This window comes from Microbulbifer sp. NBRC 101763 (assembly GCF_040371615.1).
Lineage (GTDB): Bacteria > Pseudomonadota > Gammaproteobacteria > Pseudomonadales > Cellvibrionaceae > Microbulbifer > Microbulbifer variabilis.
In genome coordinates this window covers 164,650-177,697 of sequence record NZ_BAABQV010000007.1, presented here as the reverse complement: position 1 = coordinate 177,697, position 13,048 = coordinate 164,650, and the positions used below count along the sequence as shown (strand labels likewise).

Genomic DNA, 13,048 nt, shown 5'->3' with positions numbered 1-13,048 from the left:
TATCGTGAAACTTAAAGGTTCTTGTCATTGTCAGTCGGTGCGGTTCACCTTGAACTCCGAGCAACCCTATCCTTTCAATCGCTGTTACTGCTCAATATGTCGCAAGACTGCTGGGGGAGGGGGCTACGCAATAAACTTGGGAGGAGATTTCAATTCCATGAAGGTTGATGGCAAGGAATTTTTATCGGTTTATCAGGCTAGAGTAGAGTGTCCTGAGCGGAGTGAGGTTTTTGAAAGTCCAGCTCAACGCCATTTTTGTTCCAGGTGTGGCAGTGCACTTTGGCTCTGGGATCCACGTTGGCCAGAGCTGGTACATCCCTTTGCCTCAGCTATAGATACCGAGTTGCCTATCCCTCCTGAGCGGACCCACATGATGTTGCAGTATGCCAGGCCTTGGATAGAGCCAGATATTCACGAGAGTGATCAAAGCTTCGACGCTTACCCCGAGGAATCCCTGGCAGAATGGCACAAATGCCGTCATCTTAATGTGTAGGTCATTACCCAATGATGATATTAAATGAAGAGAGGCGGAGCGAGCCATTTGGCCGCCCCGCTTCATTGTGTTGTTCAGGCAAGTTATTCTGGGGCTAGGTAGAGAACCAGGTTATTGAGAAAGCTCAGAAGGTCGGCTTTTTCTGTATCACTCAATGCATCAAACTGTTCTTTACTGGATTGAGCTTCACCACCGTGATAGAGAATGGCTTCGGTCATCGTTGTTGCGCGTCCGTCGTGTAAGTAGGGGGCTGTAGAACCTACGCCCCACAAGTTTTCCGTTAGGAACACTGATGCGCCTACATTGCCCTCGTCGAACTCCTCCGCCATGGCCCTACCCATATCGTGCCGTTTAAGGTCGCCATATAGACGTACAATAGCCCCACCATTTTCAGATTCTTCAAATTGTCCCAGGGTTTGTCCTGAGGCGAGTTCCTGAGGGTTATCGAGAATATCAGTCAGTAGGTTGAACTGTAGTGAAGTTGTCGGCAGGCCGGCAATGTCTCCTGCTGGGTATGTCTCGTCACGGAAGCTGGCATGCTTGGAGGGCTCGTAAAATATTGGTGATGCCACTTCCATTTCAGGGCTGTGGCAGGAAGCACAGTCAATAGAATTAAAAATCACTTCACCGTTTTGAATGCCGGCAATATCAGCTTCGCTAAGTGGTAGACCGTAAGTCTCCTGTTCCTCTTCACTCAATGTGCTGATTACACTATTGAGTTCAAGCTTGGTAACGGGACGAGGTTGGGCGGCATTATAAATGGCCAGTGCAGTGATATCCCCAACACTGAGTTCGTTGGTTACTGAGTCAAAATCGCTATCGGCATCCCCCACCAGCTCTGTAGCTTGCATGCCAAGTTCCTGGTGAGCAGCTCCACGTACAAAGGCGCGGACATAACCCGTGAGCCCTTTCCACTCAAAAGGACGAACAACCAGGTCTGTATCAATGCCATCGAGATTATCGTAATTTACATTTCCACAGGAGACACTGATTTCACCAAAGTTAACCCCCTTGGTTATCATTTCCACTATATGACTTTCTCCTGAGTTACAACTTTCGGAGATGGCGTCGTCGCGTAGTGTATGCAGTTCCGTGGTCATTTCTTCAGCAACTAGCTGTACCGCCCCCATGCCAAAGAGGTGTGGCGATTGACGCTCGATAAAGCCTTTTTGTTTACGTTCCGGGTCCATACGGATCACATTGTCATTCACACCACCACCGCCATCGGCCACGGGTACATTGTGGCAACTAATACAGGAGTCACCATTTGGACCGGTGGTCCTGTGCGGTAGGATATTGGCCCAGGCCATGGGGCCTTTTAGATCCGGCCTTGGAAAACTGGTAAAGCGTTTACCATTGCCGACGTTGACTCCAACTCCGTCTAGGGCGTTGTAATTCATTTCGAACAGTTCATCCCCCTCCTCAAAGGCGTGCACATAGGCCTCTATGGGATCCATGGCTTCCAACTCCGATTGCTCCAGGTGGCCACCAAGGTGCCTCTCTACAGCACCGGCCTCGAGGATTTGCACAGTATTAAAGATTTCACTGAAATCAAAGGGCTGTTGCCGGGATGGTCTGGGTCCTTTTCTGGCATTCTTGGGAACTCGGTTTTTATCGTGTTTGGAACCAAAGTCAGCCAATATGGGTACCGGGGTAAACAATAGGGCTGATAGTGCCATTGAAATAGGTAATAGATGCTTTTTGGAAATCATTAACTGTATCTCCCGATTCTGATGAGACATGGATGGAGCGATTATGTCTATGCAGATACGCTTGATATGAGACTGAATTGACTACTTTCCTGTGGCTAAACAGTCAGCTATAGGAATAATTGCCTATTCATTGAAAATTTAAATTTTTCAGTCTCATTAGGTGCACTTTCATAGAACTAAAGTGCATCCATGCAGGCCTTGAAAAAAAAATGTTCGAGACCTTAGGCTTAAAAATCGGGAAATATAATTGAGAAGACCCATCTTTTGCCCAGGATTGATTATTACTTCCAGCCCAGGCTCCAACCCCGAATATTTATTTTTGCCCATAACCCGTTGCGTGCTTGCACAACTCTGTTGTAATTGTCTGACATGTCTTAGTTGTCATGTTTTATCCTGTAGTTCCGTGATTATGAATAAAATTTTCCAAATGTAGATCTTCAAGTTGGCAGTGAGTGGGGAGAATCTGTGAGGTGTGAATGCGAAATGTGTAAAAAATAAGGATGCAGGAAGCGGTGAGGGGATTGCTGGGAAGATTGTGGCTCACAGGTATCTTAGGCCTCGACATTTTGGCGTTCTTTCCTTCTTTTGGAAAGCTGTGAGCTAATTAAGGTGATTAGTGGTTTAGACTAGAAATCTGTTAAAACTGGAGAATGGCGTAAATTACATTAATGTGGCGTGAATTATTGCTTCTTTGACATATATTTCAATAAGTAAAGAGTGAGATAGTTTTACCTGTTCTGACTGCTATAGTTCCGGGGGCATGGTACATGCTCAAGGTTATCTAAATTATGGGATTTAGTGATTAATAAAGTTTGTTTGATTTATAAGTGTGTGAGATTTTCAGGCTGGTTGTGAAGTAGGGTAGCCCAACTGGAAGAGAGTTTTGCTTTAGTTTTATGAAAAAAAAAGAAAGATTAGTTGAAAGAAAACACAGGCTCTTGAGCTGGTATATTAGAGGTATTGTCGCTCAATATCCAGTTTGGGTCTGTCTGAAGTGAGTTCGTTGGGGAAAGTGTTTTTATTATTGGAAGTAAGTTGCTGAAATGGATTCTGATGCACAGAAAATTGAGCATCTAAAGATAAATAGGGAATTTCAGGAAATATGTTCGTAATTTTAATTGAAAAAATATCCTGTTTATATCACCGTTGTCTATTTGAGGTATTGTCAAATAAGGGAGTGCAAGGTTTGAGTAGCAACTTTGTTGTATGTTGTAGTTAAGGAGTATCAGATATGAAGATATTAATCGCCACTGATACATACCCACAGCAATTAAATGGTGTTTCCAGAGTTCTTGATAAGACTTATAAAGAACTCACCTTACGCGGGCATGAGGTTAAAATATTATCAGCTGATGATTGTATGGCCTTTCCATGGCCAGGATACCAGGAAATAAAAATTGCAGTTTTCCCTGGGCAAAGAGTAACCCGGATTGTGGATGAGTTTTGCCCTGATGCTATTCATATTATGACAGAGGGCCCGGTGGGATGGGCGGTGCGAGGTTATTGTAAACAACGCGGTCTAAGATTTACTACTTCTTGGCTTTCCAGACTTTCAGAATATATATCAATCCGAGTAAAAATTCCTGTCAGCTGGTTACATAATCTTTTATTGCGGTTTCATCAGTCAGCGGCGCACACAATGGTAACAACAGATGGCATGGCATCTGAAGCTAAGGCTATGGGGATTACCAGGGTAAGACACTGGCGGCGTGGAGTGGAGTTGGATAAATTTCGTCCAGTAGAGTCGACAGTCTTCGATGGTTTGCCTAGGCCTGTTATGTTGAATGTGGGGCGTGTTGCCGTTGAAAAATCACTGGAAAAATTTCTCTCGCTTGAGCTTCCGGGAACTAAGGTTATCGTAGGGGATGGTCCCCAATTAAATATATTAAAAAGAAAATTCCCATCAGCAATTTACATGGGGGTTCGTGAGGGGGAGGCGCTGACAGAATGCTATAGCAGTGCAGATGTTTTTGTATTTCCCTCCTTAACTGATACTTTTGGCCTGGTTAATCTTGAGGCATTGGCCTGTGGTTTACCTGTTGCTGCTTACCCAGTTACTGGCCCAAAAGATATTATTGGTGATGCTCCTGTAGGAGTAGTGCATAAAAATCTGAAAGTGGCGATTGAGCGCGCTCTTTTACTTAAAGGAGAAGATTGTATTGCCCATGCCAGAACTTTTTCGTGGGATGTTGCTACGGAAGACTTTCTCTCCGGGTTGGTGCCTGTCAGGGTGGAAGAGCCGGTTGCTGTGGAGTTCTAGTTTTCATTCATACCATAGGATGAATTTTTTATAATTTAAGAGGCTGGTTTTCGGTAAATTTGATCTGTAGTGTTTAAGTATAAACTTATAGATTGGCCATTATATATGGTTAGACATTTACCTTCTCAATCATTTGGTGTTTCAGTTTTATTATATCGATCACATCACCTTGAGCTGCAATCTGTAAAACCTCGGTATAATTTTCAATTATTTTTTGGATATAAGCCGTTATATTCGCTTGTACAGCATGGATCTCCTGGAATCTCAGGATGGCTATTAGGGCTTTATCGGTGTGCGAATTTGCTTGGCGTCAGGGAATTGATCATTCAAAATGATTAGAGAGGCTTAGGAGACGCCATCAATATCACAAGCAAGGAAATGTCCGCCATACACTTATAATGAGAACATACGACACCTGAGTCAGGTTATGTCATAGTTTGTGACTTAATCCCAGACTGTCGGAGTATGTGTTGTAACAATTCCAGGAACAATGCCGCCGAGGAAGCGACAATTGTGATTGATAGAAGAAATTTTTTAATAAATATCCTGGGTTTTTTACTACTGGCGGGAAGTACACATCTCATTGCCCAGGAAAGTATATCTGGAGACCATGTTACTGTTCGTTGGTTGGCGCCTTCAAGTTTTGTAGATCGAGCCAGTGAAAAAATCGGTTTCTACTTTGAAGTTGACCCCGGCTGGCACGTTTACTGGCGTAATCCCGGGGACTCGGGGGCGGCACCGCGATTCACCATAACTCCAAATGGAGCCGAGGTAGGGGCAATTGAGTGGCCATTCCCCTCTCGTCTCAAGATAGAGCACCTGACCAACCTAGGGTATGAAGGGAATGTCGCCTACCTGTTCGATTTAACTCCTGACAGGGGAGGCAAGGTAATTGCCTTAAGCGCCGAGCTTGAATGGCTTGTGTGCAAAATAGAATGTATTCCCGGGTTTGGCACTATGACCTTAACCCGCCCGGTATCAGATGAGACTCGCTGGTCTTCAGCGAACCTGGATTTGCGGAATCACTTTGCAAAGAGGGTTCCCCAGTCAAGTGTGTATAGCCCCTGGAAACCGATTTCTCTGGCGGCGCAAGGCAAAGATCGAATTCATCTATTACTCGAGTCGGAAACGGCATCTAAAGCACCTAAAGTATTCCCCATAAATGGTGACCTATTTACCGCGTCAAAGCCGAAACTTCAGCGGGAAGGAAAGACGCTGGATTATACTTTTGGGCGCCAACCTGGTGCTGCCTTGAGTGAATCTGCGGATTTTGTGTTAACGGATGGTACTCGTGCCTGGCGCCTGGATAGAGTTTCGTTTGGTACAGCAATGCCAGAAGCAAAGTCGCGCCCTCTATGGCTTCTGGTCCTCGCTGCCCTAGCAGGTGGGATTATTTTAAATTTGATGCCCTGTGTTTTTCCCGTACTTTCCATCAAGTTATTGGGATTGGTAAACGAGGGCTATAGCGAGAGTGGCAGGTGGCGAGAGGGGCTTTTATATGGCGCTGGGGTGCTTACTACATTTATCGCCTTGGGAGTATTGCTTCTGGTACTTCGCTCATGGGGTGCGGCTATCGGTTGGGGGTTCCAATTGCAATCCGCTCCGGTGGTAATGGCGCTGATAGCACTTTTCTGGCTTATGGGTTTGTCGTTCAGTGGTGTCTTTGAGTTCGGGCACCGCCTGGTAAATCTAGCTGGCGTCAGCCGGGGGGGCTCTTTTGCAACTGGGGTGTTGGCTGTATTCGTAGCGGCTCCCTGTACAGGGCCTTTTATGGGAGTTGCATTGGGTACCGCGGCTGTATTGCCGGCGGTTGAAGCACTGCTTATTTTTCTAGGATTGGGGATGGGTCTTGCCGCACCTTTTGTCTTACTCTGTGCCAGCCCAGTTCTTTTAAAGCGGTTGCCGAGGCCCGGTCCATGGATGGAAAAGCTGCGCCAATTCCTGGCTTTTCCTCTCTACGCGACTGTCATCTGGCTGCTTTGGGTGCTGGGGAGGATTCTGGGGGAGAGCGGTTGGTTAATCGGTGCCTTATTATTGTTGGCAGTTACTTTCACTTTATGGCTCGGATATAACTTTTCACGTATCGGCCGTATTATTGCATGGATATTGATGCTGACTTTTTTGGTGATTGGCTATTCGACCTTAACCCCGAAAGAGAAGACGTTTTCCAAGGTTGCTGCCGGTTGGCAGGAGTATGATCGCAGTTTATTGGATCAGGCCTTGGAAGAGGGGCGTCCAGTATTTATCGACTACACTGCGGCATGGTGTATTACCTGTCAAGTGAATAAAAAACTAGTTTTGGATACGCCTGAAGTACAAAGATTATTCCATAAGAATAAGGTTTTGCTACTCCGCGCGGATTGGACCAGGCAGGACCCAGAAATCACAGAGGCTTTGGCTGCCTTGGGACGTAATTCTGTGCCGGTCTACGCCTGGTATCCAGCTGGATCCAGAGAACCACAGCTTTTGCCACAAATATTGCAGGAATCCATAATCGCCGATTTATTCAATGAAAAAAGAAAAAGCAAATAGAAAAGGGCAACTGGTCATGGGTATGAAGATTATAAATAGCAGCCTCTTCTCGAAAGGCTGGTTATGGTTTTTTTTATTGCTCTCATCCAGTGTGGCGGCAACTGCCGTACCGGGCGAAAAGGCGCCAGATTTCTCAGTTGTTGATGCTTAGGGGGATAAGCATTCATTGGCAGATTATGCGGGTCAATGGCTTGTAATTGAATGGTTTAACAAAGATTGTCCCTATGTAAAGAAACATTATGGCAGTGGTAATATGCAATTCCTGCAGAAAAAATATACTGAGCAGGATGTTAGATGGTTAACAGTTATTTCTTCCGCCGAAGGCAAGCAGGGATACCTGGAGCCGGCAGAGGCACTTAGTGTGGCCAAAACCCATAATTTAAGTGCCAGTAGACCTTTTTTATTGGATACCAGTGGTGAAATGGGGCGTGCCTTCGGTGCCAAGACAACACCACATATGTTTATTATTAATCCTGAAGGGAAAGTGGTATATGCAGGGGCAATTGATGACAATGACTCAGCAAACCCCTCAGTTATCGCCAATTCCCACAATTATGTCTCTGCTGCCCTGGATGCATCCCTCAAAGGAAAAGTCGTTCCACGGTCATCATCCAGGGCCTATGGTTGCAGTGTAAAGTATTAGAGAAGAGGTGGTAGAGGTGCGGGATCACTGGGTTCGGCTGGCGGGAAAATTTGCAGTCTTCGCCTTGCTTGCGATTCTGGTGACAACAGCAGTTGCTTACTATCAGCAGCGAGATGTACCAAAAGAGCAGGCACCTCCCCTTAAGGGGGAGTCACTTCACGGCAATCTCCTCGACCTTCAGCAGATGACAACCCAGGGACCGGTACTTATCTATTTTTGGGCAACCTGGTGCCCCTACTGTCGTATAGTTTCTCCAAAAATTTCTGAGTTGGCCCGTGAGCACCAGGTTATTGGTATCGCTATGCAGTCTGGGTCAGAGGAGGTGGTGGAAGAGTATATGCAGCGCTACAACTTAAAATTCCCCACGATCAATGACCCCGGAGGAGTTACCAGTGCCCTTTGGGGGGTCAGGGTTACACCGACTATGGTTATTGTAGGGAGTGATGGAAAGATAGCCTGGGTAACCAGCGGCACTACTACCAAGCTGGGACTGAAGCTGCGCTTGGAGTTGACTGAATAGCAGGCTTATTTTGGCTGGATTCGGTTTTTCTTAAGAGCGAGAGCCGGAATGTCGCCTGAAGAAAATTTGCTGATTTACCGATTTACTGAACTCCAAACAGGATAATCAGCAGGATGGCACGATATGCCTTTCCTGAGGTGAGATTTCAATGCCTACTTTCCAGTGCCGGAGGGTTGTGTGTCGGTTATTGATTCTTTTGACTATAAGGACCTGGATGCACAAAGGGTTGGCAGGTTTGACTTTGGAATCAATACGACGTTTATCGTATATCGATTGAAGGACACCATTGTTGATGCTGGTCCCAGTAATCAGTGGAAATACGTGAAGTGGTTTGTTAAGAATAAGCCTTTCAAACAACTGTTGTTAACTCACCACCATGAGGACCACAGTGGTAATGCCGGCTCCATTTATAAACTTACGGGTATTCAGCCTCGGGCTCCCAAAGCAACTGTCGAAATCCTAAAGAGGGGTTTTCGCATACCGCCAATACAGCGTCTGATATGGGGGGCTGCGGGATTGGCTGAAGCTGCAGAATTACCGAAGGATCTGCGCATAGCTGGTGAGAAAGTAATTCCCATACCAGCTCCAGGGCATGCGAAGGATATGACTTGTTATCTGATGCAGGATCGCGGCTGGATTTTTACTGCGGACCTCTATGTTGCCAGCCATCTAAAGCTGTTGCGCAAAGATGAAAGTATCCCGACCCTGATGCAAAGTATCCGCAGGGTGCTTGAGTATGATTTCGAACTGATGCTCTGTCCGCATCGGGGAATGGTTGAGAATGGAAAAAAGCGTCTGCAGGATAAATATGACTATTTGTTGGAACTGTCCAGCGCAGCACAAGAACTCGGTCGACAAGGGCTGCCACTCAAACAGATTACCAAAAAGCTTCTGGGGCGCGAGAATTTAATGGGTTTGTTGTCCGGATATAATTTCAGTAAAAGAAATCTGATCGCTTCATGTATGGCATTTGATCCATCCAAGTATTCCAAATAGATTTCTCTTTAAGTATGAACGATAGAGTGTCTTGTGGGTGAGTCTCAGCCGTGTTAAAAAAATCAATCTTATAAAAGTATAAGGAATAGGAATTTGAAAAAGTTGGGATTACTCGGTGGTATGAGTTGGGAGAGTACCCAGACTTATTATCAATTGATTAATCAAGGGGTTAATCGTCAGCTTGGAGGACTGCACTCGGCTGAGATTATTCTATACAGTGTGGATTTTGCGGCAATTGAAAAATTGCAAGTTGCTGGAGAGTGGGAGGAATCAGGGCAGTTACTGGCCAGATCTGCTCAGAGCATCCAGGCGGCGGGCGCAGACTGTGTATTGATATGTACCAACACCATGCATAAAGTGGCCAGCCAGGTAGAGCTATCGATTAATATTCCGTTGTTACATATTGCCGATGCTACGGCCGAGGTTCTTGTCCAGAAGGGAATGAAAAAAGTTGGATTGCTGGGTACTGCATTCACAATGGAGCAGGACTTTTATCGGGAGAGAATCCAGAGTAAATATGGGGTAGCAGTTATTGTTCCTGAAAGGAGTGATCGAAAAAAGGTACATTCGATTATCTTCGATGAGCTTTGCAAGGGAGACTTGCGTGAAGATTCCAAAAAAGAGTATCTGAGAATTATTCAATCTTTGTCAGATAGGGGGGCTGAGGCTGTGATTCTTGGGTGTACTGAAATAGGCTTGTTGGTCACTCAGGATGATATCGAGGTTACCCTCCTTGATACTACTCAAATTCATGCGGCTAAGGCGGTTGAGTTTGCTCTTTCATAACTAAAAAGCCGATTGCAACGTTGAGAATTACTCAATTTAGTGCTGGGTGATTCTTAACTATTGCCCTCTAATGTAATTTCTTTTCAGAACTTCACTCTCTTTAGGATGGCTTGTTTGATTATCGAATCAAATTATTCTGGTCTTGTTGATTTCACTCTTCCGAATAGAGGTTCACTCTTTTAAGTTCCATAACCGATTTAAATAAAATTTAAATTGATCCAGGCATATGTCGGTTGTTATGAATGACATAAATGTCGATTTAATCAGATAAGGCATGATTTAAATTGTCAATATCTGTTATTTAGGTATTTTAATTTCTCATTTTTACTGGCACTTTCTATTTGTGTCACGCTTTTTGCAGTGATCATTAATGATGATAATCTTCGGTCGGTATACTAACTCCTGCAGTATGTTGTCCGTTGTAGTGTTGGCCAGCTTTAAATGTACTTTTTTCTAATAGTGATTTTTCGCTAGCAATATATTTTGAGTGTCAGGTAGGTTGGGTAGTTTGGCTAGGAAGATAAAACAGATAATTAACAGGGTAATTTCATGAAAGTAAACAAGAGGCGTTGGTTGGCATCTTGTGGCGCTCCATCGCTGCTGGCGATGGCGGTAGCTGCAGTGTCCAGCCCCGTTATCGCTGAAGATGCACTTATAGAGGAAGTAATCACAATAGGTACTCGAGTTGAAGGCCGCTCGGCTACAGACTCATCTGCACCGATTGATGTTGTCACTGGCGATGAATTTGTGAATCAGGGAGATGGCGATCTTAATAACCTGTTGCGCAACGTCGTGCCTTCCTACAATGTGAATGCTAAGCCAATCTCTGATGCTGCATCGATTGTGCGCCCTGCCAACCTGCGCGGACTACCACCGGATAGCACCCTGGTTCTGGTAAACGGCAAGCGCCGTCACCGAGCTTCTGTGATTGCTTTCCTCGGCAGTGGTGTATCTGATGGCGCCCAGGGGCCGGATATTTCAGCCATTCCTGCAATTGCCCTGAAGCAGGTGGAGGTCTTACGTGATGGTGCAGCTGCACAGTACGGGTCTGATGCCATTGCCGGTGTGATTAACTTTCAGCTGAAGGATGCTGCTGAGGGTGGCTCGGTGGAAGTCAAGCATGCGACTACTGCTGAGGGTGATGGTGATCAGAGTATGGTTGCCGCCAACTTTGGCCTGCCATTGACTGATTCGGGCTTTGTGAATTTCAGTATGGAGTATCGTGAGCAGGACTCTACTAGCCGAAGCACTCAGCGGGATGATGCTGCGCAGCTGATCGCCGATGGCAATACTTTCGTTGCTAACCCTGCACAAATTTGGGGGCAACCAGAAGTTAATGATGACACCAAGTTCTTTATCAACAGTGCTATTGAACTGAGTGATAAGGCGGAGGTATATGCTTTTGGCAATTATGCCAGTCGCTCCACAGACGGTGGATTTTATTTTCGTAACCCAGAAACTCGGTCAGGTGTTTACGCGGATGATGAGGGAAATCCACTGATCGGTGATCTCGATCCAACGAATGGTACCGACAGTTGTGAGAGCGTTTCTGTATCCGAAGCTCATGACTTAGATGAATGTTTCTCTTTTACGGAAATACTTCCCGGCGGTTTTACGCCTCGTTTTGGTGGTGATTTAGAAGATTATTCTATGGTCTTCGGCCTGCGGGGTGAATTTGCCAGTGGTATTGGTTATGACGTTAGCGCCAGCAGAGGGCATAACAAAGTAGATTTCAATATCTACAATACTGTAAATGCCACCATGGGGCCGGACACCCCAACTAAGTTCAGCCCTGGCGGCTATGCACAAACTGAGACAAACTTTAATATCGATCTCACTAAAGCTACAGAGATTGCTGGCAAGACATTGTATATGGCTGGCGGTTTTGAGTGGCGAGAAGAAGAATTTGAAGTTAATTTGGGAGATGAAGCCTCCTGGTACAAAGGCCCCTTAACCGAGCAGGAATTTTCGATTGGATCAAATGGATTCCCAGGTTTTGGACCGGAAGTAGTGGGTACTTTTGATCGCGACAATATCGCGCTTTACACCGATTTTGAACTGGAGGCGACAGATAGCTTACGTCTTGGCGCGGCGCTGCGCTGGGAGGACTTCTCTGATTTTGGTGACACTTCTAACTTCAAGTTGTCTGGGCACTATGAAGTTAATGAGATATTGGCGTTGCGCTCTACAATCAGTACGGGTTTCCGAGCACCTACGCCAGCCCAATCAAATATCAGTAACGTAACTACAGCCTTTACTGAAGGGCAACTTCAAAATAAAGGCACTATCCCCCCCACTAATCCCATTGCTGAATTGAAAGGCGGTAAACAATTACAACCGGAAGAGTCCGAGAGCTTTACTCTTGGCGCTATTGTTTCAGCTGGGGACTGGGAAGTTACCCTGGATTATTTCCAGATAGCCGTAAGCGACCGTATTACGCAGTCAGCTGACCAGAAGTTGAGTGATGATGAGCGTGCTCAGCTAGTGGCAGATGGCATTAGCGGCGCTGATTCTTTGGACTTCTTCCGCTTTTATACCAATGACTTTGATACCAAGACCCGTGGCATTGACCTGGTTGCGACTTACCCTCTGGGTGAGGCCACAGACCTGAGCTTTGCTGCAAACTGGACTGATACTGAAGTAACAGATTATAGGGAAGAGACGATTAGTGATATGCGTCTCAGGCAACTGGAAGATGGACTACCAAATGTTCGTGGTAATGCCACGATTAATCATGTAGGTGATGGCTGGCGCGGTCTAGTCCGACTGAACTACTATGGCAGCTACTGGGAAGCGCATCTGGATGACTACAGCTTGCCTATTGATGCTGGTGATGAGTGGACAGTAGATATTGAGGGTGCTTATGAGTTTAGTGAGTCTCTGTCCCTGATTGCGGGTGCTGAGAATCTGTTCAACAATTATCCTGATAAAAATCCCTGGTCTGGTGTTGCTGGCGCTGAATACCCAGAGACTGCACCTATGGGCTTCAATGGTGCACTTTATTATTTACGTGCACAGTATGATTTTTAAAGTCTACAGCGATGTAGTTAAGCCCGTATAAATATTAGACTCAGCCGATTAATCGGTTGAGTCTAATAATCGGATT

At 45.7% G+C, this 13,048-nt stretch carries 10 protein-coding genes; 9 read left to right on the top strand and 1 reads right to left on the bottom strand.

The window, feature by feature from the left end:
* Positions 1 to 4 precede the first annotated feature (4 nt).
* The gene (locus ABWV76_RS18230; RefSeq protein ID WP_353056847.1) at positions 5 to 493 is read left to right on the top strand and encodes a GFA family protein; all 489 of its coding nucleotides are present in this window, start codon (positions 5 to 7) and stop codon (positions 491 to 493) included.
* 83 nt (positions 494 to 576) lie between these two features.
* Here the strand turns inward: ABWV76_RS18230 and ABWV76_RS18225 are convergent, their stop codons facing one another.
* On the bottom strand, positions 577 to 2,205 hold the full coding sequence (locus ABWV76_RS18225; RefSeq protein ID WP_353376878.1) for a di-heme oxidoredictase family protein: 1,629 nt from the start codon (positions 2,203 to 2,205) through the stop codon (positions 577 to 579).
* 1,231 nt (positions 2,206 to 3,436) lie between these two features.
* Between ABWV76_RS18225 and ABWV76_RS18220 the strand changes: the two genes are divergently transcribed.
* The 8 genes from ABWV76_RS18220 (at position 3,437) to ABWV76_RS18185 (ending at position 12,972) form a co-directional block, all read left to right on the top strand.
* The gene (locus ABWV76_RS18220; RefSeq protein WP_353376877.1) at positions 3,437 to 4,465 is read left to right on the top strand and encodes a glycosyltransferase family 4 protein; all 1,029 of its coding nucleotides are present in this window, start codon (positions 3,437 to 3,439) and stop codon (positions 4,463 to 4,465) included.
* A gap of 513 nt (positions 4,466 to 4,978) precedes the next feature.
* Positions 4,979 to 6,997 carry a protein-disulfide reductase DsbD family protein gene (locus ABWV76_RS18215; protein WP_353376876.1) on the top strand — a complete coding sequence of 673 codons (2,019 nt, stop codon included), beginning with the start codon at positions 4,979 to 4,981 and terminating at the stop codon, positions 6,995 to 6,997.
* Positions 6,975 to 7,148 carry a hypothetical protein gene (locus ABWV76_RS18210; protein WP_353376875.1) on the top strand — a complete coding sequence of 58 codons (174 nt, stop codon included), beginning with the start codon at positions 6,975 to 6,977 and terminating at the stop codon, positions 7,146 to 7,148. The genes ABWV76_RS18215 and ABWV76_RS18210 overlap by 23 nt, the downstream gene beginning before the upstream one ends.
* A gap of 15 nt (positions 7,149 to 7,163) precedes the next feature.
* On the top strand, positions 7,164 to 7,640 hold the full coding sequence (locus tag ABWV76_RS18205) for a redoxin domain-containing protein (protein ID WP_353376874.1): 477 nt from the start codon (positions 7,164 to 7,166) through the stop codon (positions 7,638 to 7,640).
* A 16-nt stretch (positions 7,641 to 7,656) separates the two neighbouring features.
* Positions 7,657 to 8,160: a protein disulfide oxidoreductase gene (locus tag ABWV76_RS18200; RefSeq protein WP_245556662.1), complete on the top strand. Its 504-nt coding sequence runs from the start codon at positions 7,657 to 7,659 to the stop codon at positions 8,158 to 8,160.
* A gap of 177 nt (positions 8,161 to 8,337) precedes the next feature.
* Positions 8,338 to 9,156 carry an MBL fold metallo-hydrolase gene (locus tag ABWV76_RS18195; protein WP_353376872.1) on the top strand — a complete coding sequence of 273 codons (819 nt, stop codon included), beginning with the start codon at positions 8,338 to 8,340 and terminating at the stop codon, positions 9,154 to 9,156.
* A 93-nt stretch (positions 9,157 to 9,249) separates the two neighbouring features.
* Positions 9,250 to 9,942 carry an aspartate/glutamate racemase family protein gene (locus ABWV76_RS18190; RefSeq protein ID WP_353376871.1) on the top strand — a complete coding sequence of 231 codons (693 nt, stop codon included), beginning with the start codon at positions 9,250 to 9,252 and terminating at the stop codon, positions 9,940 to 9,942.
* Positions 9,943 to 10,491: 549 nt separating this feature from the next.
* Positions 10,492 to 12,972, top strand: a complete 2,481-nt coding sequence (locus tag ABWV76_RS18185) for a TonB-dependent receptor plug domain-containing protein (protein ID WP_353376870.1) — start codon at positions 10,492 to 10,494, stop codon at positions 12,970 to 12,972.
* Positions 12,973 to 13,048: the final 76 nt, after the last annotated feature.

Bases quoted from the DNA above. Each gene is read 5' to 3' on its own strand.
- ABWV76_RS18225 (WP_353376878.1), bottom strand. From the start codon at position 2,205: ATGATTTCCAAAAAGCATCTATTACCTATTTCAATGGCACTATCAGCC.
- ABWV76_RS18220 (WP_353376877.1), top strand. From the start codon at position 3,437: ATGAAGATATTAATCGCCACTGATACATACCCACAGCAATTAAATGGT.
- ABWV76_RS18210 (WP_353376875.1), top strand. From the start codon at position 6,975: ATGAAAAAAGAAAAAGCAAATAGAAAAGGGCAACTGGTCATGGGTATG.
- ABWV76_RS18185 (WP_353376870.1), top strand. From the start codon at position 10,492: ATGAAAGTAAACAAGAGGCGTTGGTTGGCATCTTGTGGCGCTCCATCG.